The sequence below is a fragment of the Deinococcus sp. HSC-46F16 genome (assembly GCF_024171495.1).
Classification (GTDB): Bacteria; Deinococcota; Deinococci; order Deinococcales; family Deinococcaceae; genus Deinococcus.
In genome coordinates, this window is sequence record NZ_JALJZW010000002.1 from 355654 (window position 1) to 382286 (window position 26633).

The window sequence follows — 26633 nt, forward strand, 5'->3', positions numbered from 1 at the left end:
GGGGCGAGGCGGCAAAGTTGCCGTCTCCACCGATATTTTTCGTCCGACCTCATGCTGCGCCCCGCGTCGTTGCCCTTCACTCAGTCAGTGTAGCCGGGGCCTCCGGGCCGGGGGGTGAGGGGGGGCAGGTTCCATGCGCCCCACGCAAAAGGAGCGCCCTGCAGGACGCCCCCAACTTCCAATTCCCGTTACTCCGAAAGCCAGATGTACCGCGCCAGCAGCAGCACGGCCACCCCGTACAGGATGGGATGCACCTCGCGGCCCCGGCCCGACAGCAGCTTGATGCCGCACAGGCTGATCACGCCCCAGCTCACCCCGTTGGCGATGGAAAAGGTCAGCGGCATGGCGATGATGGTCAAGAAGGCGGGAATGCTCTCGGTCACGTCGTCCCAGTTGACGTGGCGCAGGCCCTCGAGCATCAGCGCCCCGACCAAGATCAAGGCGGGCGCGGTCGCGGCGGCGGGGATTGCGCTCGCCAGCGGCCACAGGAACATGGCGAGGAGGAACAGCACGCCCACCACCACGGCGGTCAGCCCGGTGCGGCCCCCGTCCTCGATGCCCGACGCCGATTCCACGTAGGCGGTCGTGGTCGAGGTGCCCATCAAGGCCCCGAACATCGCCGCGAGGCCGTCCATCGCAAAGACGCGCCGGGCGCGGGGCATGTCGCCTTGCTCGTTCAGGTACCCGGCCTTTTGCGCGAGGCCCGTCAGGGTTCCGGTCGCGTCGAAGAAGTCCACGAAAAAGAAGGTGAACACCACGCTGAGCAGCCCCAGCCCCAGCGCTCCGGCGATATCGAGCTGCCCGATCAGCGAGGCGGGCCACACCGGGGTGTCGAAGATGCCCAGGAAGCGCCCGGTAAAGCCGCTGAAGGGCGCGGGCTGCCCGTTCGCGCCCACGTACACGGGAAGCTGGAGGACGATGGCAAGCACCGTGGCCGCCAGGATGCCCCACAGAATCGCGCCCTTGACCCGCCGGGCCAGCAGCGCCGCCGTGATGACGAGTCCGGTCAAGGCCACCACCGACGGCGCGGCGGTCAGGCGGCCCAGGCCGACGATGGTCGCCTCGTTCGCCACCACAATCCCGGCATTCCGCAGCCCGATAAAGGCCAGAAAGGCCCCGATCCCCGCCGTGATGGAGAACTTCAGCACGTTGGGAATCGCCCGCACGATGGCCTGCCGGGCGCCCAGCACGCTGAGCAGCACAAACAACACGCCCGAGATGAAGACCGCCCCCAGCGCCGTCTGCCACGGCACCCCCAGCCCCCCCACCACCGTGAAGGCGAAGAACGCGTTCAGGCCCATGCCCGGCGCCTGCGCGAACGGGTACTTCGCTACCAGCCCCATCGCCAGCGAGCCGAACGCGGCGGCGATGGCGGTGGTCATCAGCAGTTGCACGAAGGCATTGGGGACCTGGATCGCCGTGCCCAGAATCTGCGGATTCACGAACAGCACGTAGCTCATGGTCAAGAAGGTGGTCAGGCCCGCCCGCACCTCGGTGCCCACCGTGCTGCCCGCCGCCCGGAGGCCGAAGTAGCGGTCGAGAAACCCGCCCGTCGAAGCTGGAGTCGTCGTCACGGCCTCCACTATGAAGCCCCCGTGAAACCCGCGTCGCAACTCCCCCAGTTCACCCCCCGCCACCCCCTACACTCGGGCGGTGATCCCCCTGGTACATGGCTTCGCTATCGCCTATACTCAGCCGAGGTTGTTATGCTGCTAGCAGAAATTATCAGCGTGGGAACGGAGCTGCTGCTCGGCGAAATCGTCGACAGCAACGCCGCATTCCTCGCCCGCGAACTCGCCGGGCGGGGCGTCACGCTGCACCGCAAGACGGTGCTGGGCGACAACCTGGGCCGGGTGTCTGAAGGGCTGCGGCTGGCCCTCTCCCGCGCCGACCTCGTGATCGTGGGCGGCGGCCTCGGCCCCACCGACGACGACCTCACGCGGGAGGCGATTGCCGCCGTGCTGGGCGAAACGCCGCAGGAGGACCCGGCCCTGATCGCGTGGCTGGAGGGCCTGTATTCCAGCCGGGGCCGGGTGATGCCCGCCGTGAACCGTAAGCAGGCGTGGCTGATCCCTTCGGCCGAGGCGCTGCCCAACCCGGTCGGCACCGCGCCGGGGTGGTTCGTGCGGACGAAAGTGGAAGGCCGGGAACGCTTCATCGTCGCCCTGCCCGGTCCCCCGCGCGAGATGCACCGGATGTGGCGCGAGCAGGTGCTGCCCCGGCTGCCGCTGCCGGATTCGGCCCTGCACGCGGTCACCCTGCACACCCAGGGCATCGGGGAGAGCAACGTGGCCGAGCTGCTGGGCGAGCTGACGCGGGCGGCCAATCCCAGCGTCGCCACCTATGCCCGCAAGACCGGGGTGGACGTGCGGGTCGCGGCGAGTGCCCCCACGCTGGAAGGAGCGCAGGCCCTCGCCGCCCCGGTGCTGGCGACTGTGCGCGAACGCCTCGCCCGCTGGGTCTGGGGCGAGGACGGCGACACGCTGGCCGGAGCGGTCACCAGCGCACTCGCCGGGCGCACCCTGGGCGTGGTGGAGGCCGGAAGCGGCGGGGCACTCTCCTCCCTGCTGGCCGACGAACCCGGCTTTCTGGACGCCGCCGTCACGGTGGACCACGCCCGCCTGATCACGCTGGGCCTGACTCCGGTGACCCTGCGCGACCACGGGGTCGTGAGCGAACCCGCCGCGCTGGAACTGGCACGGGGAGCGCGGGAACACCTGGGGGCCGAGGTGGGCCTCGCGGTCGTGACCGCCGCAAAGGGAGAAGGCGCGGGCCGCACCTTCGTCGCCCTCAGCGACGGGGAGCGGGCCGAGGTCCGGGCGCTGGACTGGCCGGGTGACGCCGCGCAGATTCGGGAGCGGGCGGCCGTCGCTGCATTGGCCTTGGCCCTGCGCGTGCTGCGCCCGGCGGCGGTGAGCGCATGAAGATTCGCAAGACGCCCAAGCCCGTCGCGCCGCCCTTGGAGGAGGTCAAGGTCAAAGCTGAGGCTCCCCGGCCGGACCCCAAGCCCCGCCCCACCCCTCCACAGGCCACGGGCGACAGGCCACACGCCCCCCAGACCCTCCGCCTCTTTTTCGCGTTCAAGGTCCCCGGCGACGTGGCGGCCCCGCTGGCCGAGTCGCAGCGGCACCTGCGCGGCAACTGGCGGGCGGTGCGGGCGGACCAACTGCACATCACCCTCGCGTATCTGCCCGCTGTCCCGCCGGACCGGGTGGCCGACCTCAAGCGGCTGGGCACGCGGCTCACCGAGAATCTTCCGCCCATGCAGGTTCGGCTGCGCGGCACCGGCTACTTTCCCAACGAGGGCAGCCCGCGCGTCTGGTTCGTGAAGGCGGAAGCCGAGGGGCTCAACGAGCTAGCGGCCGAGTTGCGGATGGGCCTGAAAGAACTGGGCATCGCCACCGACGACCTCCCCTTCAAGGCGCACGTCACGCTGGCCCGCAAGAAGGGTCCGGCGCCGCGCGTGCCCCCGCTTCTCTTCGATCTGGGCTGGCAGGCAGGGAATATGGCGCTGATTCGCAGCACCCTCCGTAAGACCGGCCCGATCTACGACACCGTGAGCACCTTCCGGCTGAGGGGCGAGGCCAGCAGCCCGCCTCCGGCAGCCACCGAAGACATGACGCCCTCCGCCCCTTCCCCCTCCCAGGAGACCCCATGAGCAAGGACAACCCCAAGGACTTCGGCACCCCCGGCGACAGCAAGGAACGCACCAAGGCCATCGAAACGGCCATGACCCAGATCGAGAAGGCCTTCGGCAAGGGGTCGATCATGCGGCTGGGCGCCGAGAGCAAGCTCGACGTGCAGGCGGTCAGCACCGGCAGCCTCAGCCTTGACCTCGCGCTGGGCGTGGGCGGCATTCCGCGCGGGCGCATCACCGAGATCTACGGCCCCGAGTCGGGCGGCAAGACCACGCTGGCCCTGAGCATCATCGCGCAGGCCCAGAAGGCGGGCGGCACCTGCGCCTTTATCGACGCCGAGCACGCCCTCGACCCCGTGTATGCCCGCAGCCTCGGCGTGAGCACCGACGAGCTGCTGGTCTCGCAGCCCGACAACGGCGAGCAGGCGCTGGAGATCATGGAGCTGCTGGTGCGTTCGGGCGCGATCGACGTGGTCGTCGTGGACTCGGTCGCCGCGCTGACCCCCCGCGCCGAGATCGAGGGCGAGATGGGCGACTCGCTGCCCGGCCTCCAGGCCCGGTTGATGTCTCAAGCCCTGCGCAAGCTCACCGCGATCCTCTCCAAGACGGGCACCGCCGCCATCTTCATCAACCAAGTGCGCGAGAAGATCGGCGTGATGTACGGCAACCCCGAGACCACCACGGGCGGCCGGGCGCTGAAGTTCTACTCCAGCGTACGCCTCGACGTGCGCAAGATCGGCCAGCCCGTCAAGCTGGGCAACGACGCCGTGGGCAACACGGTGAAGGTCAAGACCGTGAAGAACAAGGTCGCGCCCCCCTTCAAGGAGGTCGAGCTGACCCTGATGTACGGCAAGGGCTTCGACCAGCTCTCCGACCTCGTGACGCTGGCCTCCGACATGGACATCATCAAGAAGGCCGGGTCCTTTTATTCCTACGGGGAAGACCGCATCGGCCAGGGCAAGGAAAAGGCCATCGCCTACATCGCCGAGCGCCCCGAGCTGGAAGCCGAGATCCGCGAGCGCGTTCTCTCGGCCATCAAGGAAGGCCGCGCCGGGGACGTGGGCGCGGTGGCGAGCGTGCCCGCCGTCGCGGAATAAACCCACAGCCTCCACACGTCAGCGCCCCTGCCCATCTTCCGGGCAGGGGCGCTTGGCATGGGGCAAGCCCCGCCATCTCCCCTACCCGCCCCCTCCCCCTTTCGGCGGATGCCCCGCTGGGGCCGGACGGCCACACTGGGACCATCCTTCGGGCGGGGTCTCCGCACGGGAGACACACCCACAACCCGCCCCAAGACGAAGCCCCCACCCGAGTGAAGGTGGGGCTTTTTCATTCTCCGGCCGCCCCGTGACCCACCCCCCACTCCCCCCCGCCCAACCGTGTAGCGTGGGCCATCTCCACCCAGTCCGCCCCCCGGCCCCGCCCCCACTCCCCCCACCCCAGGAGTTCCCGCGTGCCCTATTCCACCCACCCCACCCCGCTGCTGGAGCGCGAGCATTGGCGCGACCTCGGCGGGTCCTGGCGCTTTGCCTTCGACGACGCCGCGCAGTGGTCGCACCCCGAGGAAGTGGTGTTCGACCGCGAGATCGTGGTGCCCTACCCGCCCGAAAGCCCGCGCAGCGGGATTCACGATCAGGACTTTCACCGGGTGGTGTGGTACGGCCGCACGGTGGTGCTGGACGCCCACGAACGGGTCGGAAGGCTGCTGCTGCACTTCGGGGCGGTGGACTACCGCGCCCGCGTGTGGGTGAACGGCGAACTGGTGGCCGAGCACGAGGGGGGGCACACGCCCTTCACGGCGGAGGTGACCCGGCAGGCGGCCTTCAGCCCCACGCTGGAGGTGGTGGTGCGGGCCGAGGACGATCCCCACGACCTGACCCAGCCGCGCGGCAAGCAGGACTGGCAGCGCGAGCCGCACTCGATTTGGTATCCCCGCACGACCGGCATCTGGCAACCCGTGTGGCTGGAGCCGGTGCCCGAGACGTATCTGGAGCGCCTGACCTGGACCAGCGACATGCAACGCTGGCAGATCGGGGTGCGGGCCGTGCTTCAGGGCGAGCTGGGGCCGGACCTGACCCTGCGGGTGCGGCTGTGGCGCGGCAACGAACTGCTGATCGATGACCGCTACGCCGTGACGCACCTGCACATGGCCCGGCAGCTCTCGCTGGCCGACCCCGGCATCGACGACTTCCGCAACGAGCTGCTGTGGAGTCCGGGGCACCCGCAACTGCTGGGGGCCTGCGTGGAACTGTGGCGCGGCGAGGTTCTGCTCGACCGGGTGCACAGCTACGCGGCGCTGCGCTCGGTGGGCGTGTCGGGCAACCGCTTCCTGCTCAACGGGCGGCCCTACTACCTGCGGATGGTGCTGGACCAGGGCTACTGGCCGGAGGGCCTGCTCGCCGCCACCGACGAGGAACTGCGCCGCGACGTGGAACTCGCGCGGCAACTCGGCTTCAACGGCGCCCGCAAGCACCAGAAGATCGAAAACCCGCGCTGGCTGTACTGGTGCGACGTGCTGGGGCTGCTGGTGTGGGAGGAGATGCCCAGCCCCTACCGCTTCACGCCCGAGGCGGTCGGTCGGCTCACGCACGAATGGCTGGAGGTGCTGGAGCGCGACATGTCGCACCCCTGCATCGTGGCGTGGGTGCCCTTCAACGAGTCGTGGGGGGTGCCCGACCTGCCCAACAACCCCGCCCACCGCGATTACGTCCGGGCGCTCTACCACCTCACCAAGACGCTGGACCCCAGCCGCCCGGTGATCGGCAACGACGGCTGGGAACACACCGCCACCGACCTGCTCACCATCCACGACTACGCCGACGACCCCGAGATGCTGCGGCGCCGCTACGGGACCTGCGAAGCCACCCACCAGACCCTCGAGCACCAGCAGCCCGCCGACCGCCCCATCACCCTGGGCCACCTGCCCGAGGCCGGGCTGCCGGTGATCCTCTCCGAGTTCGGCGGCATCGCGTACATTCCGGGGCGGCAAACCGGCTGGGGCTACAGCCAGTCGCAAAGCGAGACGGCTTTCCTGAGCGACTACTCGCTGCTGCTCTCGGTGATTCACGCCTGCGAGGGGCTCTCGGGCTTCTGCTACACCCAGCTCGCCGACACCTTTCAGGAGAAAAACGGCCTGCTGTACGAGGACCGCCGCCCCAAGGCCGATCTGCGGACCCTGGCCCGCAGCACCCAGGGACCGCGCACCGCCCGCGAGATGGCGGTGGACCCCCTCTCCAACCCCTTCGGCCACTCGGCCCGCTGGCGCCAGCGCCAGGACACGCTGGCTCCCCACCGCGCCGCCCAGGAAGCGGAGGCGTAGGAAGGACCCCTCACCCGCTCACAGCGAAGGGCGGGCCTCCATCCCCTGGAGCGCCCGCCCTTTCCCAACTTCCCTCAGCTCAGCGCCGCCGCGCCAGCGCCCACGCTCCCGGCAGCAGCAGCGCCGCGAGGCCGATCTTGAGCGCGTCCCCGACGAGGAAGGGGGTCAGGCCCGCCGTCAGGAGCGCCTGCCCCTTCAGGCCGGTGACCAGCCCCAGCCACGTCAGGCCGAAGGCGTAGATCACGGCGCTCGCCGCGAGCATGGCGAGGGCGGCCCCGGCGGACTTGCGGTCCAGGGCGTAGCGCTGCACCAGCCAGCCCACCAGCGCGGCGGCAAAGACGTAGCTCAGCAGGTAGCCGCCCGTCGGCCCGGCGAACTTGGCGAGGCCCGCGCTGCCCCCCGCGAAGACGGGCAACCCCGCCGCCCCGGCCAGCAGATAGGTCGTCATGCTCGCCGCGCCCCGCTTCCAGCCCAGCGCCGCCCCGACGAGCAGCACCGCGAGGGTCTGGAGGGTGACGGGCACGGGCTTCAGCGGGATCTCCACCTGCGCGATGAGGGCGACGAGGGCCGCGCCCCCCAAGACGAGCGCCACGTTACGGACGAGGCTGGAGCGGGGCACGAGCGTGCGGGCGAGGGTGGGGTGGGCGAGTTGGGTCATGGGGTGTCCTCCTGGGGACGGGAAGGGGCGGAAAGGGAACCGACGAGTTGCACGTCGCCCGCGTGAACGGGAACGGTGGCACCGCCCGGAAGGCGAACGAGGAGGCTGCCCCCCGCGTCCAGATCGAGGGCGGTGCCCGAGACCTCGCCCCGGGCGGTCGTGATCCGGACCTCGCGGCCCAGGGTGAGATTTGAGCAGCGCCACGCGGCGAGCACTTCCTCCGGCAGGGCCGAGAGCCAGTGCTCCAGCTCGGCCAGCAGGCGCGAGAGCAGCCCCGCGCGGGTCAGCTCCGGGCGGAACTCGTGCAGATGGGCGGCGCCGGGCGGTGCGGCGGCCACGTTCACGCCGAGGCCGAGGACCGCCCGGCGGGCTTCCTCACCCCGCAGGTCGGCCTCCAGCAGAATCCCGGCGAGCTTGCGGCCATCCGGCGCGAGGAGGTCGTTGGGCCACTTCAGCCCGCCCACCCCGCACGCGGCATGCAGCGCGACCCCGGCGGCCAACGGCATCAGGGAGAGGTCGGGCAGGGGCAGCGGCCCGTGCAGCAGCACGCTGAAGACCAGCGAGCCGTGCGCGGTATCCCAGGTCCGCCCCCGCCGCCCGCGCCCGGCGGTCTGCCGCTCGGCCACCACGACCGCGCCGTGGGGAGCGGGGTGCAGGGGGTCGTCCGCCCACGCCCGCACCTCGTCCTGGGTGCTGCCCAGGGTGCCCCGGTACCGCAGCGCCCGCCCGAAGGTGCCGGACACGGACACCAGCCCCGGCGCGGGCGTGCCGGGCACGAGGGCGTACCCGGCGCGGGTCGTGACCACCGGCACCCCCTCTCCCTCCAGCCGCCGCGCCAGCGTGTTCACGGTAACCCGGTTCACCCCCAGCCGCGCTCCCAGGGCGTCCCCGGACTGGGGCTGGTCGGTAAGCAGGGGCAGGAGGCGGCCGGGCACGTTCAGCGTTCTAACGGATCGGCTGAACGAAAGGCAATGAACCGGGTTCAGAGAGGGGGGTCGCCCGGCGGCGGGGAGGAGGTTCCCAACCGTAACCCCCGCGTCAGGCCCGGTTCAGCCCGTTTGCTATCTTCGGGGCATGACGATGGTGCGGCAGACCCGGCAGAGACAGGCGGTGATCGAGGTGCTGCGCGGGTCGCGCGAACACCCGGACGCCGCGTGGATTCATGGCCGGGTGCGCGAGGCGTTGCCGCAGGTCAGCCTGGGCACGGTGTACCGCACGCTCGACGCCCTGGTGCGCGACGGGGTGGTCGTGACGATCGAGCGGGCGGGGCAGGCCACCCGCTACGACTACAAGCACGCGGGCCACGACCACCACCACGCGGTGTGCCGCTGCTGCGGGGCGATCTTCGACGTGGAGGCCGCCGCCGTCCCGGTGCTGCCCCCCTCGGCGCTGCCTGCGGGCTTTCAGGTCACCGACGTGCGGCTGGAATTCATGGGCGTGTGCCCCGACTGCGGAACCCAGCCTCCGATGACGGATTGACCGGGAGAACCGTCCCGCCTCTCCCGCGCTAGCCTGCCGGGATGACTGCCGCTCCCGCCGCTCCGCGCCCCCGCTCGTTCCTGCTCCCCTTTTTGCTGGGGTGGGGGCTGGGGGCGCTGGTGCTGCTGCTGGTGCGGGGGGTGGGTTTCACGCTGCTGGACGGACCCTGCCAGGGCCGCACCGTGCTCGCGCTGCTGCCGCCGCTGCTGCTGGGGCCGGGGGGCTTGGCCCTGACCGCCGTGAACTGGGGCCGTCCCCGCCGGGCCGCGCTGACGCTGGGCCTGGTGGTGGCCTCGCTCTTTCCGGCGCTGGCGGTGGGGGCGCGGGACATCGGCATCCTGCGGGCCTCGGGCTGCGCGGGGGGATACGTGGTGGTGTCCCAGAATGACGAATCGGTCGCCGAACTCACCGTGGATGCGGGCACGACCCTGGACCTCACCGCGCGGGTGGGCGGCTACTCGGCGCAGACGCACCCTGGCCCCTTCACCCTGAGCAGCCAGACCACCGCGCCCGGCGTGAGCGCCACCTTCGGGCAGGCGCAGGCCGCCGCTGGCGAAACCGTGCCGCTGCGGGTGACCATCTCGCCCACCACCCCCGCCAACACCTACACCCTGAACGTGCGCGGGGTGCAGCGGGAGGGGGAACAGAGTTTCGAGGCGACCGGCACGCTGACCCTCAACGTGCGGCGCTGAGGCGTATGGGCACTGGCCGGGTCCGCTTCCTCAGGGGCGGGCGTTAGGCTGGGGGGGTGAATGTGGCGGAACTCTCCAGCATCAGTCTCCAGACCTTCCTGACCATGCTGGTGGTGATGGACCCGATCGGCCTCGCACCCATCTTTATCGGGCTGGCCGGAAACCGCCCCAGCTTCGAGCGGCGGCGGGTGGCCATGAAGGCCACGCTGGTCGCCGGGGTCATCATTCTGCTGTTCGGGCTGTTCGGCCGGGCGCTGCTGGAACACCTCGGTATCAGCCTCAGCGCCTTCCGGATCGCGGGGGGAATTCTGCTTTTCCTGATCGCGCTCGACATGGTGTTTGCCCGCCCCAGCGGCTCTAAGGAAACCCCCGAGGAGGAACAGGAGGCGCAGGAGCGGCAGGACATCAGCGTGTTTCCGCTCGCCATCCCGCTGATCGCCGGACCCGGCACCCTCGCCAGCATCATGATTCTGGCCGGGGACGCGCACGGCAGCGTGCCACTGCTCTCGGCGGTCTTTTTCGTGACCTTCGGGGTCCTGCTGCTGTGTTACCTCGCCCTGCGCCTCTCCGGGCAGATCGCCCGCGTGATCGGCGTGACGGGCGTGCATGTGGTCACCCGCGTGCTGGGGGTGCTGCTCGGCGCCCTGGCCGTGCAGTACGTGGCCGACGGGGTGCTGGAGTTCCTGCGCGGCGGCACGGAGGAGGCGCTGCGTGGGTGGTGGAGCGCGGGGGGCTGAGCGCCCGGTCCCAGGACGTTCGCTGGGAAAAAGACCCCTCACCCCGTTGCTGGCGCAGCGCCCCTCTGCAAGCAGCTCTACGGGTCTCCCCTGGGAGAGGAATTTTTAGCCCTCTCCCAGGGGGAAACTGGCACAGCCGCTTGCGAAGGGGCCTCGCGCAGCGTGGGGGTGAGAGGTCCCCGCCCCCACGCCCTAAGCGACATGGCGCAACATCTGCGCGGGGGGGCCGCTCTAGAATGCTCCGCGTGAACCTACACACGAGCGTGACCGGAAAGGAGGCACGCGAGCTGCGGGTGGTCCCCGACCTCAACGCACCGCGCGTGCTGGTGCTGAACGCATCCTACGAGCCTCTGCACGTCACGAGCGTCAAGCGTGCCATCACGCTCGTGCAGTACGGGGTCGCGGAGGTGCTGGAACTCGGCGGCGACGTCGTGCGCTCGCCCTCGACCGTGCTGCGGGTGCCCAGCGTGATTCGGCTGCGGCGCTACGTGCGGCGCCCGCGCGTGCACCCGGTGCCCTTCAACCGCCGCAACGTGCTCCGGCGCGACACCTACACCTGCCAGTACTGCGGCTCGGAGCAGGACCTGACCCTCGACCACGTGCTGCCCCGGTCGCGCGGCGGGCGGCATGGCTGGGAAAACGTGACCACCGCCTGCCGCCCCTGCAACCAGCGCAAGGGCAACCGCACCCCCGACGAGGCCGGAATGCCGCTGCGCACCCGCCCCCGCGCTCCCACCTTCGGCGTCTACGCCCACGGGCAGTTCGCCCACTGGCAACCCGAGTGGGCGCAGTACATCGGCCAGGCCTGAGCGGCAGGGAGGGCAGGGGCGGGGGCCAGGTGGCTTCCGTCTTCTCGGGTGCCCGGCAGCCCTACACTGCCGCATGACCCGCGAAGAAGCCCTCGCGCTGATGCACGCCCACACCCCCTCCGAGTCGCTGCGGCGCCACATGCTGAACGTGGAAGCGGCGATGCGCTGGTATGCCCGCGCCTTTGGCGAGGACCAGGAGCTGTACGGCCTCACCGGCCTGCTGCACGACTTCGACTATGAGGGGCACCCGGACGAGCATCCGGCCTGGGGCGTGGCCTACCTGCGGGAGCACACCGACCTCCCGGCCGAGGTGCTGGACGCGGTCTTGGGACACGCGGCGTCTACGGGTGTGCCCCGTGAGACCCGGCTGGCCAGGACCCTCTTCGCGGTCGACGAACTGACCGGACTGGTGCAGGCGGCGGCCCTGATCCGCCCCGACCGGGACGTGCGCGGAGTGGAACTCGGCAGCCTGAAAAAGCGCTTCAAGACGCGGTCCTTCGCGGCGGGCGTGAACCGGGAGGAGGTCGAGCAGGGAGCGCGGGAACTGGGCGTGGACCTGGACACGCACATGGCGAACGTGCTGCGGGCGCTTCAGGACCTGGCCGCCGACTCATGAGACGGGCCTCCGCACATGAAGGACTCATGGACGCGCACTCAGCGGCGGGCCATGTCGCCCGCTCAGACTGTGCTCAATTCACCCGTTGCTGACACAGCGACCTCAAGGAGACCCATGAACAAGACCCTGCTGACCCTGGCCCTGATCTTTGCCGCCCCCACCGCCCTGGCGACCGCCCCTGCGGCGGGCTACCTGCAGGTGCAGGACACCTCCACCGACACGACGGACACGGCGACCGACACCGGCACCACCGACGACTTCGGCGGCACCCCCGGTGAGGGCGATGAGGGTGTGGCCGAGGACCTCGGCGAGAACGTGGACCAGGCCGCTGAGGAAACCGGCGAGGCGATCGACACCGCCGCCACCGAAACCGGTGAGGCTGTGGACACCGCCACCGAAGATGTCAACGACGCCGTGGACCCCAACGGCGACGGCGTGGTCGACTCCAACAACGACGGCGTGGCCGACACCCGTCAGTTCCCCTGGGGCCTGCTGGGCCTCGCGGGCCTCTTCGGGCTGCTGGGCCGCAACCGCCCCGGCCCGGTCCCCGTCGCCACCCACACCACGACCACCAGCACCACCGACCGCCGCTGAGCGCGTCTCTCATGACCGCCCCCGCCTCCGGGCCGGGGGCGGTTTCTTGTGACAGGCCGACGTGACGTCCTGGCCTTGCGAGGCCGCCAAGACGACCCCCGGCCGGAGAGCCAGGGGCCGCGGGGGCAGGCGCCGGTCAGGCGCGGGGCGGAAAGCGCACGAAGGTCATCCAGAATTCCTCGAAGGCGCGAATGGCCTGGAGGAAGTTCTCGAAGCCGACGGGCTTGACCACGTAGCCGCTGGCGTGCCGGGCGTAGGAGCCGCGCACGTCGTCGTCGGACTGGCTGGTGGTCAGCATGACGACCGGGATGGTGGCGAGGCCGGGATCGGCCTTGATCTCGCCCAGCACCTCCAGCCCGTTTTTGCGCGGCATGTTGATGTCCATCAGGATCACGTCGGGGCGGGGGGCACTGGCGTGCTCGCCCTCGCGGCGCAGGAAACTCAGGGCCTCGACCCCGTCGCGCACCACGTGGACGCGGTTGGGCACCCGCGCTCCCTCGAAGGCCTCCTGGGTCAGCAGGACATCCGGCTCACTGTCCTCGACGAGCAGAATCTCGATGTGGCCGGGCCGGACCGGGCCAGCGGCAAGCTCAGGAGTCACGCGCCCTCCCGCCACAGCGGCAGCCGCAGCTCGAAGGTCGTGCCCTCGCCGGGGGTCGAGGTCAGGGTGAGGCGACCACCATGCGCCTCGGCGATCTTGCGGCAGATGGCGAGGCCCATGCCGTTGCCGGGATAGGTCTCGCGGGGGTTGAGGCGCTGGAAGATCGCGAACACCCGCTCATGATACTCAGGCGCGATCCCGATTCCGTTGTCCGTCACCCGAATCAGCACCTCGGTTCCCTCCACCACCGCCGTGACGCGCACCCGGGGCGCGGTTCCCTCCCGGTGGAACTTCAGGCCGTTGCCGATCAGGTTGGTCAGCAGTTGCACCAGCAGCCCCGGATGGCCCCGCACGGTCTGGGGCGCGTCCCAGGTCAGCTCTCCCCCGGTCGCTTCCAGCAGGGCAAGGACATTGCCCCCCGCCTGCCGCAGCGCCCCGTCAAGGGACACGGCCGTGGGCACGGCCCCGGTGCCCCCGGCGCGGCCCACCCGCGCGAAGCCCAGCAGGTCCTGAATCAACCCGCGCATCCGCCCGACCGCCTCGACCATGAAGCCCAGGTACTGGTCGGCCCGGTCGTCGAGCTGCCCGTGGTAGCGCCGTGCGAGCAGCTCGGCGTAGCTGCCCAACGTGCGCAGCGGCTCTTGCAGGTCGTGCGAGGCGACGTAGGCGAACTGTTCGAGTTCGGCGTTGCTGCGCTCGAGATCGCGCACGGCGGCTTCGAGCTCGGCGCGGGCACGCTGGCGCTCGCTGACATCCTGAAACATCACGACCGCCCCGCTGACCTCCCCGGCCGCGCCGCGGGTGGGCGACACCACGTAGGACACCGGGACCGGGTGGCCCCCGGCGTGCCAGAACACGTCCTCCTCGCAGCGGCGGGGCTGGCCGTCTTGCAGGGTCTGGTGGATGGGGCACTCCCCCACCGGAAACACTTCGCCGTCCGCGTGGTGGTGGTGGATCAGGGCGTGCTGCTCAGCCCCGATCAATCGCTCAATGCTGTAGCCCAGCAGCCGCGCCGCCGCCGGGTTGGCGAAGGTGGTGTGTCCCCGGCGGTCGAGCCCGAAGATGCCTTCCCCCGCCGCCGTGAGCAGCAGGGTGGAAAAGCGGGTCAGTTCGGCCAGCTCGCGGGTGCGCCCCGCCACCCGCCCCTCGAGCTCGGCATTGAGCGCCCGCAGGTGTTCCTCGGCGGCCCGCACCGCGCTGAGGTCCTGGTTGACCCCCACCCACTCGCGCACCTGACCGCCCGGCGCCAGCACGGGCACCCCCCGCGCCAGCATGGGCAGGTAGGTCCCGTCGGCGCGGCGCAGGCGGTACTCGGTCTGGTAGAGGCTGCGGGTGGCCGAGGCGTGCGCCCAGGCGACTTCGGCCGACGCGCGGTCGTCCGGGTGCAGCGCCGCGAGCCAGCCCACGCCCGCGTACTCCGCCTCCTGCTGCCCGGTGAACGCGGTCCAGTCCGGCTGCGGCCCGCCGAAGGTGCCGTCGGCGGCGGTGGTCCAGACGATCTGCGAGGTCGCCTCCACCAGGGAGCGGTACCGCTGCTCGCTCCGCTCCAGCTCACGGCGCAGGGTCTGCTCGCGCGTCACGTCCGCAAAGACAGTGGTGACCTGTTTGGCCTGCCGGGTGCCGGGAATGTGGCGCGGCAGGGCCGTCACGTTCAGCCAGCGGGTGCCCCCGGCTTCCCCCGGAAGGGCCACACCCAGCAGCACGTCGCGCTGCGCCTCGCCCGTCTGCTGGGCGGCGCGGGTGGGCAGGTCCTCCGGGGAGAGCCGTTCTCCCGCCGCCGAAACCACGTGCCAGCGGGTATCGGCCGGGGCCGCCCCGGTCATTTGCGCGAGGCTGAGGTCCAGCAGGCGTTGCCCCGCCGCATTGGCCTGGAGCACCCGGCCATCTTCCGCCTGCACCAGCAATCCCAACCCCAGGCCGTCCATCAGTTCCTCGGCGACCTCCAGAGGGTGCCGGGAGTCGCGCAGGTGCAGCAGCACGCCGCCCTCCCCGTCGGGGGTCAGGGTTGCCAGCGCCGGGGCCAGCGAGCCGGGCAGGCCCACGCTACGGCGCACCTCGGGCACCCCTCCGCGCACCTGCGCGGCGGCATCGGCCAGCAGCCCGGCGGTTTCCGGCGAGAAGAGGCCCGGCCAGCCGCCCGGCCCCGGTTCGCCCAGCCGCTCGCGGGCCGCCGGGTTGAGCCAGGCCACGCCCCCTTCCCCCGTCAGCCGCAGCACGGGGTCGGGGAGGGCGCCCAGCAGGGCGGAGGCCGCCGTGGCGGGCGTCAGGAGCACCGGGGCCTCATCCGCGCAGGGCATACCCGACGCCGCGCACCGTCCGCAGCAGGCCGTAGCCGTCGAGGTCGCGCAGCTTGGCCCGCAGGTTCGCCATATGCACGTCCACGACGTTGCTGCCTTCGGGAAGTCGGCCCTGCCAGATTTCCTGGCCGATCTCCTGACGCGAGTACACCCGGCCCGGCTGCCGGATCAGCAGCGCGAGGATGTCGAACTCCTTGGGCGAGAGCCGCAGTTCCTCGCCCTTGTAGGTCACCAGCCGCTTCTGGGGGTCGAGCGTCAGGTCGCCCATCGTGAGGCTCTCGGTGACCCGCTGCCGGAGCTGCACCTTGACCCGGGCGAGCAGCTCGTCGGGGTGGAAGGGCTTGATCAGGTAGTCGTCGGCGCCCAGGCCCAGCAGCCGGACCTTCTCGTCCACGGTGTCGCGGGCGGTCAGCACGATGATGGGCACGGCGCTGTTCTTGCGCAGCCGCTGCACCACGTCGCCGCCGTCGAAGTCAGGCAGGCCGAGGTCGAGCAGGATCAGGTCCGGGTGGTCCTCGCGTGCCCGGATCAGGCCGTTCATGGCCGAGTCGGCGTGCTCCACCGCGTACCCCGCGTCTCCGAGGTCCATGCGCAGCACGTTGGCGATATCGAGGTCGTCCTCGATCACAAGAATCCGTTGGGCACTCACCCCCTGATGATACCCGTCTTCATGGGCACTTCAGAAGAAATCGTGAGGATCGCCCCATTCCCCCCACATCCGGGGGTGGGGGACCTCATGTGCTAGGCTGCGGGGACTGCGCCCCGTGCCCCCCGACGGGCCGGGCCGACACAATCCGCCCTCCCCTGGGCCATGCCCCGCGCCGTTTCGGGCCTGGCCGCACCTCTCGCCCCGTGCCCGCGGCCCCCCGTCTTCCCGGTTCCCGCCGCGTACCCGGACTTCCCCGGAGACCCCATGACCAACCCCTCCCAGGGCGGCCCGCCCTCCCCCACCTCCCCCGCCCCGCATCTCGAAGTCGTGCCGCTCGGCGGCATGGGCGAGATCGGCAAGAACATCACCGCCTACCGCTCCGGCGACGAGATCATGGTCGTCGACGGCGGCCTCGCCTTTCCCGACGCCCACCAGATGGGCATCGACCTGATCATTCCGCGCATTGATTACCTCCAGCAGCACGCCGGATTGATCCGGGGCTGGATCCTGACCCACGGCCACGAGGACCACATTGGGGCGCTGCCCTACATCCTGCCCCGGCTGCCCAGGGTGCCCGTCTACGGGGCGCCCCTGACGCTGGGGCTGGTGCGCGAGAAGCTCTCCGAGTTCGGCATCAAGGACGGCGACGTGGACCTGCGCGAGGTGGACCTCAACGACAAGGTCCGCATCGGCAAACACTTCCACGTCGAGTTCCTGCGGATGACCCACTCCATCCCCGACAACATGGGCTACCTGCTGACCACGCCCGCCGGGACCGTGCTGCACACCGGGGACTTCAAGCTCGACGAGCAGCCCGCCGACGGCAGGCCCTCGGACCTCGCCCGCATCGAGCAGGCGGGCAAGGACGGCGTGCTGCTGCTGATCAGCGACTCGACGAACGCCGAGCGCCCGGGGCGCACCCCCAGCGAGGCCGAGGTCGCCAAGAACCTCGAAGACCTGATCTCGGGCCTGAAGGGTCGGGTCTTCCTGACCACCTTCGCCTCGCAGGTCAACCGCATTCAGAACCTGCTGCACATCGCCCACCGCCAGGGCCGCCGGGTGGTCATGGAAGGCCGCTCGATGCTGAAGTACGCGCAGGTCGCGCAGGCCACCGGGCACCTCGACACGCCCGACCCCTTCCTGACCTCGGAGGAAGTGTCGGGGCTGCAAGACCAGCAGATTCTGTATGTCTGCACCGGGTCGCAGGGGCAACCGATGGCGGTGCTGGGGCGACTCGCCTTCGGCAACCACGCCAAGATCGCGCTGCGGCGCGGCGACAGTGTGATTCTGTCCAGCAACCCGATTCCCGGCAACGAGGAAGCGGTGAACCTGATCGTCAACCGCCTGTACGAGATCGGCGTGGACGTGTACTACCCGCCCACCTACCGGGTGCACGCTTCCGGGCACGGCTCGCAGGAGGAACTCGCGACCATCCTCAACCTCGCGCGGCCCAAGTTCTTCCTGCCCTGGCACGGTGAGCCCCGGCACCAGATCAACCACGCCAAGCTCGCCCAGACGCTGCCCCGGCCCCCCAAGCGCACCCTGATCGCCAAGAACGGCGACGTGGTGCGGGTCGGTCCCGACGAGTTCAAGGTGACGGGCACCGTGCCCGCCGGGGCGGTGTACGTGGACGGCCTCGGGGTGGGCGACATCGGGGACGACGTGCTGCTCGACCGCGCCTCTATGGGGCAGGAGGGCATCCTGATCATGACGGCGGTGCTGCACCCCACCCCGCACGTCGAGATCGTCTCGCGCGGCTTCGTGCGCTCCAACCGCGAACTCGACGGGCAGATTCGCAAGATCGCCTTGGAAGCGGTCGAGGGCGGGCTGCGCGAGAAGAAACGGCTGGAGGACGTGCGCGACGACATGTACGGGGCCGTGCGCCGCTTTGTCCGCAAGGCGACCGGCCGCAACCCGGTGCTGATTCCGATGATCGTGGACTGAAGCCTTTCAAGGGAACGGGCCGGAGCTGTGAAGGCTCCGGCCCGTTCCTGCCGACCTCACTCCTGAAAAATCGTGGTCGTGGTGGTCGTCGTCGTCTCGGTCTCGACCTCCGGCTCGCGGGGAGCCTCTCCGGTCACCTCGTGGTGCTCGGTGTGGCGGTGGGTCTCGCCGCTGGGGGTGGTCACTTCGGTGGTCTCGGTGTGTTCCTCGTGCTCGCGTCTGGTCATCGCTGGCACCTCCTGGGTTGTGAACTGGAGCCTCAGCCTACCCCGCTGGCAGGGGCCACGGCTGGCCGTCTCAAGGGTGGGTAAGGTAGGGCTATGGCAAGTGTGGGATGGGGGTGCGGAGCAGTGGTCGCACTAGTGGCGTTTGGACTGTTTGGGGTCTTCTGGCAGGCGATAGGGATGCCCGGCCCGGTTTGGGTCTGGAGCACCCTCTCGACGCTGTGGCTCGTGGGCGCGGCCCTGCTGCCCGGCCGCATTCCAGGATGGGCTTACGGCATCCTGCTCTCCCTGCCGCTGGTTGGCATCGTGACGAGCCTGTTGCGGGCCGCGTACTTCTAACCCTCGCGGACTTCTTTGAGGTGGGCCGTAAGGGCCTGTCCCACCCGGCTTCCCAGCGCAGTCTTGCCCACGTTCGCCTCCCGGACCCGTGCGATAATGCCCGCCATGAGCGTGATTCCCTACGTGATCGAGCAGACCGGTCGGGGCGAGCGGATGTACGACATCTACTCGCGCCTGCTGAAAGACCGGATCATCTTTGTGGGCACGCCCATCGAGTCGCAGATGGCGAACACCATCGTCGCCCAGCTCCTGCTCCTCGATTCGCAAAACCCCGAGCAGGAAATTCAGATGTACATCAACTGCCCCGGCGGCGAGGTCTACGCGGGGCTGGCGATCTACGACACCATGCGTTACATCAAGGCCCCCGTCTCGACCATCTGCGTCGGGATCGCCATGAGCATGGGCTCGGTCCTGCTGATGGCCGGGGACAAGGGCAAGCGCATGGCCCTGCCCAACAGCCGCATCATGATCCACCAGGGCTCGGCGGGCTTCCGGGGGAACACCCCCGACCTCGAGGTGCAGGCCAAGGAGGTGCTGCACCTGCGCGACAAGCTGGTCAGCATCTACCACAAGCACACCGACCTGCCGCACGACAAGCTGCTGCGCGACATGGAGCGCGACTACTTCATGTCGCCCGAGGAGGCGCAGCAGTACGGCCTGATTGACTCGGTGATCGAGAACACCCGCTCGCTGGAGGCAGCGCTGTGACCGGGCGCGGCGGCGCACCGGGCGGGGACCGCTGCTCCTTTTGCGGGCGGCAGCACCCCCAGATCGCCCAACTGATCGAGGCGCCGGGCCGCGCGGCCTTTATCTGCAACGAGTGCACCGACCGGGCGCACGAACTCGTCAAGCAGAACAAGAAGGCCGGGAGCGAGTTCTCGCTTGAAGAACTGCCCACCCCCCGCGAGATCAAGGCCTACCTCGACGAGTTCGTGATCGGGCAGGACGAGGCCAAAAAGGCGCTCGCGGTCGCGGTCGTCAGCCACTACCAGCGCCTCGCGCACCCCGACGTGAACCTGCAAAAAAGCAACATCCTGCTGATCGGGCCGACCGGAACGGGCAAGACCCTGCTGGCGCAGTCGCTGGCCGAGATGCTGGAGGTGCCCTTCGCCATCGCGGACGCGACCACGCTGACCGAGGCCGGGTACGTGGGCGACGATGTGGAGAACGTGATCGTTCGGCTCTTGCAGGCCGCCGAGTACGACGTGTCGGCCGCCGAGCGCGGCATCATCTACATCGACGAGATCGACAAGATCGCCCGCAAGTCCGAAGGCACCAGCATCACCCGTGACGTGAGCGGTGAAGGCGTGCAGCAGGCGCTCCTCAAGATCATCGAGGGCACGGTCGCGCAGGTGCCGCCGCAGGGGGGCCGCAAGCACCCGCAGCAGGAACTCGTGCAGGTGAACACGAAGAACATCCTCTTTATCGTGGGCGGCGCCTTCGAGAGCATGGCCGAGATCGCCCGCGCCCGCACGAACGTCCGCGCGGTGGGCTTCGGCGCCGAGCACCGGGGCGAGGAGAAGGAGGAACTGCGCTTCCTGCCCGAAGACCTCGTGAAGTTCGGCCTGATTCCTGAGTTCGTGGGCCGTCTGCCGCTGGTCGTGCAGCTTCAGGACCTCGACGAGGACGCGCTCGTCCGCATCCTGACCGAGCCGCAGGGCGCGATTGTCAAGCAGTACCAGGCGCTGTTCGGCTTTCAGGACGTGAACCTCGAATTCAGCGAGGCCGCCCTGCGCGAGGTCGCCCACCGCGCCCGCGAGCGCAAGACGGGGGCACGTGGCCTGCGGGCCGTGCTGGAAAAGGCGATGACCGACCTGCTGTTCGAGCTGCCGGTCGAGGGCCTGCGCGACCTGCGCTTCGACGCCCCGCACATCGACAATCCGCTGGCGTTGCTTGAGTCTAACGGACTCAAGAAGTCTGCCTAAACGCAAGAGAGATTACAGCGGTTTCCCGCCCCAGTCCCTAGACTTCCGGGACATCGTGGGCGGGATTCTCTTTGGAGCTTCCCGCGTTAGACTCACCCAATTCCCGGCCCTCCGGCCGGTTACAAGGAGCAAGCATGATCTGGGAACTTCCCGTAGTCGCCCTCAGGAATATGGTCATCCTGCCCGGCATCACCATGAACATCGATGTGGGGCGTCCCAAGAGCAAGCGGGCGGTGGACGAGGCGCAGAGCAGTGACCGCCGCGTGCTGCTGCTGACCCAGCGCGACCCTCGCACCGACGACCCCACCCGCGCCGAGCTGTACGAGGTCGGCGTGTTGGCCGTCGTCAAGCAGGTCGTGCGGATGCCCGACAACACCTATCAGGTGCTGGTCGAGGCGCAGGAACGCGCCGTGGTGCAAGACGAGGTGCCCAGCAGCTACCTGCGGGTCCGCGCCGAGACGCAGGCGGCCACGGTGCCCGCCGACGAGACCCAGGCCCGCGAGGTGCAGGTGCTCGCGCAGGAGGTCAAGGCGGCTTTCGAGGAGTACCAGCGCCAGAACAAGAACCTGCGGCTGGACAACTACCAGCTTGAGGGCCTGAAGAACCTCTCCGATGCCGGGGCCTTGGCCGATCAGGTCGCGCACCACGCCACCTGGACGCCGGAGGAAAAGCAGGAGGTGCTCTCGGCCGTCTCGCCCCGCGCCCGCCTGGAAGCGGTGCTGCGGTTCCTGACGCGCGACACCGAGCGCTTCAACATGGACAAGAAGATCGCCGGGCGCGTCAAGGAGCAGATGGACGCCAACCAGCGCGAGTATTACCTGCGCGAGCAGATGAAGGCGATCTCCAAGGAGCTCGGCGGCGGCGAGGACGGCCCGGCCGAGGTCGAGGCCCTGCGCGAGAAGATCGAGGCCGCCGGAATGCCCGACTCGGTCAAGGACAAGGCCCTCAAGGAGCTCGCCCGCCTGGAGCGCACTCCCGGCGGCAGCCCCGAGAGCACGGTCGTCCGCAACTACATCGACTGGCTGACCGACGTGCCCTGGAGCAAGCGCGACGAGGAAATCCTCGACATCAACCGAACGCGCGAGATTCTGGACGCCGACCACTACGCGCTGGGCGACGTGAAGGACCGCATCCTGGAGTTCCTGGCGGTGCGGCAGCTCACCCACAAGGAAGGCGAGACAGAGGAGCAGCGCCGTGAGCGCACCGCCGAGGAGCGCACCGACGACGCCGAGCTGCGGGCGCCCATTCTGGTGCTCGTCGGCCCTCCCGGCGTGGGCAAGACCTCGCTGGGCAAGAGCATCGCCCGCTCGCTGAACCGCAAGTTCGTCCGCATGGCGCTGGGCGGCGTGCGCGACGAGGCCGAGATTCGCGGCCACCGCCGCACGTACATCGGCTCCATGCCCGGCCGCATCATCCAGGCGATGAAGACGGCGGGCGTGACCAACCCGATCATCCTGCTCGACGAGATTGACAAGATGAGCAGCGACTGGCGCGGCGATCCGTCGAGCGCGATGCTGGAAGTCCTCGACCCCGAGCAGAACCACACCTTCCAGGACCACTACCTGGAGGTGCCGTACGACCTCTCGCAGGTCATGTTCATCACGACGGCCAACTCGCTCCAGACCATTCCCCGGCCGCTGCTCGACCGCATGGAGGTCATCCAGATTCCGGGCTACACCCAGCCCGAGAAGGTGGAGATCGCCAAGCGGTACCGGGTCCCCCGGCAGATCAAGTCGCACGGCCTGACCGGGCGGCTGGAGATCACCGACGCGGCCTTGAACCGGATCGTGGAGGAGTACACCGCCGAGAGCGGCGTGCGCAACCTCGACCGCCAGATCAGCAAGCTGGCCCGCAAGGCCGCCCGCGAGCTGCTGGAGCAGCCCTGGGAGGGCGTGCGCGTGATCGACGCAGCGGACATTCCCGAGTACCTCGGCGTGCCGCAGCACCGCCCCGACCGGATGGAAAAGGAGCCGCAGGTCGGCGTGGCGCAGGGCCTGGCGTGGACCAGCGTGGGCGGCACCATGCTGTTGGTTGAGGCGCTGGCGACCCCCGGCACCGGCAAGATCGTCATGACGGGTTCGCTGGGTGACGTGATGAAGGAGAGCGTGGCTGCCGCCATCGCCTACCTGCGGGCCAATGCGGGCCGCTACGGGGCTGACCCCGACTTCCACAAGACGATGGACCTGCACGTCCACTTTCCCGATGGGGCGACCCCCAAGGACGGCCCCAGCGCGGGTATCACCATCGCTACCGCCGTCATCAGCGCGGTGACCGGCCGCCCGGTGCGGTTGGACGTGGCAATGACCGGCGAGATCAGCCTGCGCGGGCGGGTGCTGCCCATCGGCGGCGTCAAGGAGAAGCTGCTCGCGGCCCACCAGGGCGGCATCCGCGAGGTCATCATCCCGGCGGACAACGAGCCCAACCTTCAGGACGTGCCCGACTCCATCCGGGGCGACCTCCGCATCCACACCTTCGAGTGGGTGGGCCAGGTCCTCGACCTGGTGCTGCTGCCCAAGCCTGAAGGCGAGCCTGCGACCATCCCGCCCACCCAGGGCCGGGACGTGACGCAGCCGGGAGCCTGAACCCCCCTCGCTCCGTCCCCCGCTGAAGAGCCGCCTCCAAATCGCTGGAGGCGGCGTCTTTGTGTGCTCTGACAGGTCAGGCTGGTCGTGCTTTGGCCCGGCCTGCTGCTTGGCCTGCCCGGCCCCACCATGTCGCCCCCAGCACGCCCAGCGCCGCGAGCCCCGCGGCCCAGGCGACGGGGGGATTGGGGCGAACCGCCACGTTCTGAACGACCACGCCCGTCAGTCCCCACACCACGGCGGCGCTGTAGGCCAGCGGCGCTCCCGTTCGCCGAACCATCAGGGAAGCCGCGCCCCCGGCCACGGCGAGCATGCCCATGGCCCAGGAGGTGGGGCCTATCCCCAGCGGGGCCGTTACCCCCGACGCCTGGAGGCTGGAGGCCGCATTGGCGACAGTCGCCAGGGTCACGTACCCCGCGTACAGCCCCAGCGGCGTCACGACGAGCAGGCGGTCGGCCCGGTCCCCGGCAAGGGCCGAGGCGCGGTCCAGCGCCAGGCAGAGACTGCCGCACATCACGAACATCAGCCCCGCCGTGCCCCAGGTCACTCCAGGCGCGGGCAATCCGGCCGCCACGGCCCACAGGGCTGCGGCCCCGAACGCGGCAGCGGCCCACGGCCCGGCCTGACGGTGCAGGGGCCGCGCCGCCTGCCCCGTCCGGGCCTGATAGGCCGCGTAGGCGAAACTGGACGCGTAGATGGGGGCCCAGATGGCGAAGGTGTACAGCGCCGGAACGACCGGGGGATCGTCGCCCCGCTGGGACAGGTCCGCTCCTTCCCGGCTGAGGACGGCCTGCCACACGATCGCTCCCACCTGCGCGGCGGCCAGGGCGAGCGTGAGCCGGGCGCGGGCACGGTCGCGAAAGGGGCGGGGCAGGGTCACCATGGACAACCTCCGGGGGCGTGGGCGGGGGGAGGGCCGAGGCCCCAGTGTGCGCTTTCCAGAACCGTGAAGGCGCGGGCGGCGCCACAGTGTCGGGCCCGTGGTTCGGGGTGTCAGCTCCGCCGCTGGCGCCAGCGCTCGCGCAGCGTCCCGAAGTTCGCATCGATCCTCGCCTGGGGCAGCACCATCTGGGTGGTCGTGCCGTGCCCGATCTCGTCGCCCAGCTCGGAAACGGCGCGGAGGTCGCAGACAATCCGGCGGCCCTCCATCCGGGTCAACGTCGCCGTTACGGTGACGGTCATGCCGGGCAGCGCGGAGGCGGTGTGCGTCACGTCCACCTGGGTGCCGATGCCGCCCTCGCCGTCTTCGAGGAAGGGGAGGATGATCTTGCGCCCGGCTTCCTCGAAGTGGCGGGCCAGCCAGTAGGTCGCGTAGACGGGATGCACGGCGCCGAGTTCGGCGAACTGCACGGTCATCTCGTCGGTGACGAGCACGGTCAGGGTCTGGGTGAAGCCGGGCGGAATGGAGCGCATGGGGCGAGGCTAGCAGAGGGGCAGGAAGCAGGCCGAGCGTGAAGAAACCCGCCCCGGCGCGGGGTCCGGCAAGCTGAGGCCCCGCCGCTACACTGCTCCCCATGAAGCTCAAGCTGCCTGACCTCTTCACCCTGATCCGGGAAGCGGCCCTGGCCTTCGGGCAGGACAAAGCCCCCCGGCTGGCGGCGGCGGTGGCGTACTACTCGATTTTCGCCATCGCGCCGCTGCTGTTTTTTGCCCTGGCGGTCGCCAGCGGCCTGCTTGCCAATGTGGACGTGCAAGACCGGCTCTTTACCTTCCTGGCCGAGAACATCAACGAGAGCGCCGTGGAGTTCGTCAAGGGCATCCTGCCTTCGGAAAACCGGCTTCAGCAGTCCACCCTCTGGGCCAGCGTCATCGGCTTCGTGACGCTCTTTATGGGCGCGACCGGACTCTTCGTGCAGGTGCAGGACGCGCTGAATACCCTGTGGGGCGCCGAACCAGGGCCGCAGGGGGGCATCTTCACCATCGTCAAGGCCCGGCTTCAGGCGTTCGTGCTGATTCTGGGCTTCGGCGTGGTCATCATCGCCTTTCTGATCGGCAACACCTACCTGTCGGCGGTCGCGCGGCAACTGGGCGACGCCATCGGAATGGGCGCCTTTTTCGTGCGGCTGGTGACGCTGCTGGTCAGCGTGGGCGTGCTGACGCTGGTGTTCGCGGCCGTCTACCGGGTGCTGCCCAACGTCAAGCTCCAGTGGCGCGAGGTCTGGGTGGGCAGCGCGATCACCGCCCTGCTCTTTACGCTGGGGCAACTGGCGCTGAGCTGGTATCTGGCCCGCTTCGCGCCGGGCAGCGCCTTTGGGGTGGCGGGGGCGCTCGTCATCCTGCTGGTGTGGATCTACTACTCGGGGATGATCTTTTTCTTTGGCGCGGAGGTGACCTGGGTCTATTCGCAGAAGTACGGCTCGGGCGCGGGCGGGGCCGTCAGCGTGACCAAAAAGGAGGAGCTGGTGGGCAAGGGGGCCGATCTCGACCCCACCCCCTCCGAGCAGGAGCTGGAGGGCCTGCGCCGCGCCGCCGAGCAGGGCAAGCCGATTCCGGGCCGCTGGGCGCGGCTGGTCAGGGGCGTGCAGGACCGCCGCGCCGAGCTGCCCCGCGTGCTGCCGCAGGTGCCCACCCGCGAGGAAGGCCGGGTGCTGCCCACCGTGCGCGGCACGCTGTGGAACGCCGTGACCGCGCTGCTGGCCGTCCCCGCCGTGATCATGTTGCGGGTGCTGGGGCTGACGGGCGGGCAGAAGAAGTAGCCACCGGCGAGGGGTGCGGGACGCGGTGAGATGACTCGCCCGCGTCCCGCACCCTTTGGGTTACAGCTCCGGCACCGGGTACGGCAGCGTGCCCTCGTAGATCGCGCGGCCCACGATGGCCCCGTGAATGCCCTCCTCGGCGAGCAGTCGCACGTCCTCCACGTTCGCCACGCCGCCGCCCACGATCAGGGTATTCACCCACAGGCCGCGCACCTGCCGCATCAGCTCGCGGTCGAGGCCCTTCAGGGTGCCGTCGCGCGTCACGTCGGTAAAAATCAGGGTTTCCAGGCCCGCGTCGGCCAGCCTGGGCGTCAGCTCCGCCACCTGAAGGCCGCTGCCCTCGGCCCAGCCGTGGATGGCGACCTCCAGCCCCCGCGCGTCGAGGCTCACGACCACCCGCTCGGGGCCGTGTGCGGCGATCAGGTCGCGCACCAGCGCCGGGTGCTTCACCGCCGCCGTGCCGATCACCACCCGCTCGACCCCGGCTTCCAGCAGGGCTTCGGCGGCGGCGCGGTCGCGGATTCCGCCGCCGACCTCCACCGGCACCCCCAGCTCGGCGGCGATCTGGCGAAGGATCGCCCGGTTCTCCCCGCGCCCGGTCGCCGCGTCGAGGTCCACCAGGTGCACCAGCCCCGCGCCCAAGCCCACCCAGTGTCGGGCGGCGTCCAGCGGGGAGTCGAAGTACACCGTCTCGCGGTCGGGGTCGCCCCCGTACAGCCGCACGGCGCGGCCCGACTGAATGTCCACGCAGGGAATGATCTGGGGCTGGGGGCGGGGGGAGCCGGGCGTCATGGGGGTCAGAATAACGGCCCTGGCGCGAGGCTCCGGGGGTTCAGGG

General features: G+C 70.1%; 26 protein-coding genes. 16 read left to right on the plus strand and 10 right to left on the minus strand.

The features are described from left to right. Positions 1–188: 188 nt before the first annotated feature. Positions 189–1574, minus strand: coding sequence for an NCS2 family permease (locus tag L1280_RS07135; RefSeq protein ID WP_253581405.1), 1386 nt, complete (start codon positions 1572–1574; stop codon positions 189–191). 132 nt (positions 1575–1706) lie between these two features. Between L1280_RS07135 and L1280_RS07140 the strand changes: the two genes are divergently transcribed. From L1280_RS07140 to L1280_RS07155, 4 genes are all read left to right on the plus strand, one after another. Next, positions 1707–2924 carry a CinA family nicotinamide mononucleotide deamidase-related protein gene (locus tag L1280_RS07140; RefSeq protein ID WP_253581406.1) on the plus strand — a complete coding sequence of 406 codons (1218 nt, stop codon included), beginning with the start codon at positions 1707–1709 and terminating at the stop codon, positions 2922–2924. Continuing rightward, positions 2921–3658, plus strand: coding sequence for an RNA 2',3'-cyclic phosphodiesterase (thpR, locus tag L1280_RS07145; protein ID WP_253581407.1), 738 nt, complete (start codon positions 2921–2923; stop codon positions 3656–3658). The genes L1280_RS07140 and thpR overlap by 4 nt, the downstream gene beginning before the upstream one ends. Beyond that, positions 3655–4734, plus strand: a complete 1080-nt coding sequence (gene recA, locus L1280_RS07150; RefSeq protein WP_253581408.1) for a recombinase RecA — start codon at positions 3655–3657, stop codon at positions 4732–4734. Before thpR ends, recA begins: the two co-directional genes overlap by 4 nt. 353 nt (positions 4735–5087) lie before the next feature. Beyond that, positions 5088–6953, plus strand: a complete 1866-nt coding sequence (locus tag L1280_RS07155; protein ID WP_253581409.1) for a glycoside hydrolase family 2 TIM barrel-domain containing protein — start codon at positions 5088–5090, stop codon at positions 6951–6953. Positions 6954–7032: 79 nt separating this feature from the next. Here the strand turns inward: L1280_RS07155 and L1280_RS07160 are convergent, their stop codons facing one another. Both L1280_RS07160 and L1280_RS07165 read right to left on the minus strand, forming a co-directional pair. Beyond that, positions 7033–7611, minus strand: coding sequence for a biotin transporter BioY (locus L1280_RS07160; RefSeq protein WP_253581410.1), 579 nt, complete (start codon positions 7609–7611; stop codon positions 7033–7035). After that, entirely contained in the window at positions 7608–8546 is a 939-nt protein-coding gene (locus tag L1280_RS07165; RefSeq protein WP_253581411.1) for a biotin--[acetyl-CoA-carboxylase] ligase, read from the minus strand. The genes L1280_RS07160 and L1280_RS07165 overlap by 4 nt, the downstream gene beginning before the upstream one ends. Before the next feature lie 139 nt (positions 8547–8685). Here L1280_RS07165 and L1280_RS07170 point away from each other — a divergent pair, with 139 nt between their 5' ends. The 6 genes from L1280_RS07170 (at position 8686) to L1280_RS07195 (ending at position 12538) form a co-directional block, all read left to right on the plus strand. Then, complete coding sequence (locus L1280_RS07170; protein ID WP_253581412.1) at positions 8686–9090, plus strand: Fur family transcriptional regulator; 405 nt, start codon at positions 8686–8688, stop codon at positions 9088–9090. A 41-nt stretch (positions 9091–9131) separates the two neighbouring features. Beyond that, positions 9132–9782 (plus strand): hypothetical protein, encoded by a 651-nt coding sequence (locus tag L1280_RS07175; protein WP_253581413.1) that lies wholly within the window; start codon positions 9132–9134, stop codon positions 9780–9782. Between the two features lie 56 nt (positions 9783–9838). Further along, positions 9839–10519: a MarC family protein gene (locus L1280_RS07180; RefSeq protein WP_104989703.1), complete on the plus strand. Its 681-nt coding sequence runs from the start codon at positions 9839–9841 to the stop codon at positions 10517–10519. 236 nt (positions 10520–10755) lie between these two features. After that, a complete protein-coding gene (locus L1280_RS07185) occupies positions 10756–11328 on the plus strand; it encodes an HNH endonuclease (protein ID WP_371922891.1) in 573 nt (190 codons plus the stop codon). 73 nt (positions 11329–11401) lie between these two features. Next, positions 11402–11944: an HD domain-containing protein gene (locus L1280_RS07190; protein ID WP_253581415.1), complete on the plus strand. Its 543-nt coding sequence runs from the start codon at positions 11402–11404 to the stop codon at positions 11942–11944. A gap of 114 nt (positions 11945–12058) precedes the next feature. Beyond that, positions 12059–12538 carry a hypothetical protein gene (locus L1280_RS07195; RefSeq protein WP_253581416.1) on the plus strand — a complete coding sequence of 160 codons (480 nt, stop codon included), beginning with the start codon at positions 12059–12061 and terminating at the stop codon, positions 12536–12538. Positions 12539–12674: 136 nt separating this feature from the next. Here L1280_RS07195 and L1280_RS07200 read toward each other — a convergent pair whose 3' ends face one another. The 3 genes from L1280_RS07200 to L1280_RS07210 are packed head-to-tail and all read right to left on the minus strand — an operon-like array spanning position 12675 to position 16085. Then, entirely contained in the window at positions 12675–13139 is a 465-nt protein-coding gene (locus L1280_RS07200; protein ID WP_253581417.1) for a response regulator, read from the minus strand. Continuing rightward, the gene (locus tag L1280_RS07205; RefSeq protein WP_253581418.1) at positions 13136–15412 is read right to left on the minus strand and encodes a PAS domain S-box protein; all 2277 of its coding nucleotides are present in this window, start codon (positions 15410–15412) and stop codon (positions 13136–13138) included. Before L1280_RS07205 ends, L1280_RS07200 begins: the two co-directional genes overlap by 4 nt. A 7-nt stretch (positions 15413–15419) precedes the next feature. After that, positions 15420–16085 carry a response regulator transcription factor gene (locus L1280_RS07210; protein WP_104989698.1) on the minus strand — a complete coding sequence of 222 codons (666 nt, stop codon included), beginning with the start codon at positions 16083–16085 and terminating at the stop codon, positions 15420–15422. A 264-nt stretch (positions 16086–16349) separates the two neighbouring features. Here L1280_RS07210 and L1280_RS07215 point away from each other — a divergent pair, with 264 nt between their 5' ends. Next, complete coding sequence (locus L1280_RS07215) at positions 16350–18029, plus strand: ribonuclease J (RefSeq protein WP_253581419.1); 1680 nt, start codon at positions 16350–16352, stop codon at positions 18027–18029. A gap of 56 nt (positions 18030–18085) precedes the next feature. Here the strand turns inward: L1280_RS07215 and L1280_RS07220 are convergent, their stop codons facing one another. Beyond that, positions 18086–18256 carry a hypothetical protein gene (locus L1280_RS07220; RefSeq protein ID WP_253581420.1) on the minus strand — a complete coding sequence of 57 codons (171 nt, stop codon included), beginning with the start codon at positions 18254–18256 and terminating at the stop codon, positions 18086–18088. 177 nt (positions 18257–18433) lie between these two features. On the opposite strand from L1280_RS07220, the gene L1280_RS07225 reads away from it, so the two are divergent. From L1280_RS07225 to lon, 4 genes are all read left to right on the plus strand, one after another. Next, positions 18434–18592: a hypothetical protein gene (locus tag L1280_RS07225; RefSeq protein ID WP_253581421.1), complete on the plus strand. Its 159-nt coding sequence runs from the start codon at positions 18434–18436 to the stop codon at positions 18590–18592. A gap of 96 nt (positions 18593–18688) precedes the next feature. After that, entirely contained in the window at positions 18689–19300 is a 612-nt protein-coding gene (gene clpP / locus L1280_RS07230; protein WP_104989696.1) for an ATP-dependent Clp protease proteolytic subunit, read from the plus strand. Next, positions 19297–20517, plus strand: a complete 1221-nt coding sequence (gene clpX, locus L1280_RS07235; protein ID WP_253581422.1) for an ATP-dependent Clp protease ATP-binding subunit ClpX — start codon at positions 19297–19299, stop codon at positions 20515–20517. Before clpP ends, clpX begins: the two co-directional genes overlap by 4 nt. Positions 20518–20651: 134 nt before the next feature. Next, on the plus strand, positions 20652–23099 hold the full coding sequence (gene lon, locus L1280_RS07240; RefSeq protein WP_253581423.1) for an endopeptidase La: 2448 nt from the start codon (positions 20652–20654) through the stop codon (positions 23097–23099). Between the two features lie 76 nt (positions 23100–23175). Here the strand turns inward: lon and L1280_RS07245 are convergent, their stop codons facing one another. Beyond that, entirely contained in the window at positions 23176–23982 is an 807-nt protein-coding gene (locus tag L1280_RS07245) for a hypothetical protein (protein WP_253581424.1), read from the minus strand. Between the two features lie 110 nt (positions 23983–24092). Beyond that, positions 24093–24512: a thioesterase family protein gene (locus tag L1280_RS07250; protein ID WP_253581425.1), complete on the minus strand. Its 420-nt coding sequence runs from the start codon at positions 24510–24512 to the stop codon at positions 24093–24095. Between the two features lie 101 nt (positions 24513–24613). Between L1280_RS07250 and L1280_RS07255 the strand changes: the two genes are divergently transcribed. After that, positions 24614–25795 carry a YihY/virulence factor BrkB family protein gene (locus L1280_RS07255; protein ID WP_253581426.1) on the plus strand — a complete coding sequence of 394 codons (1182 nt, stop codon included), beginning with the start codon at positions 24614–24616 and terminating at the stop codon, positions 25793–25795. Positions 25796–25855: 60 nt separating this feature from the next. Here the strand turns inward: L1280_RS07255 and hisA are convergent, their stop codons facing one another. Beyond that, positions 25856–26587: a 1-(5-phosphoribosyl)-5-[(5-phosphoribosylamino)methylideneamino]imidazole-4-carboxamide isomerase gene (hisA, locus tag L1280_RS07260; protein WP_253581427.1), complete on the minus strand. Its 732-nt coding sequence runs from the start codon at positions 26585–26587 to the stop codon at positions 25856–25858. Positions 26588–26633: the final 46 nt, after the last annotated feature.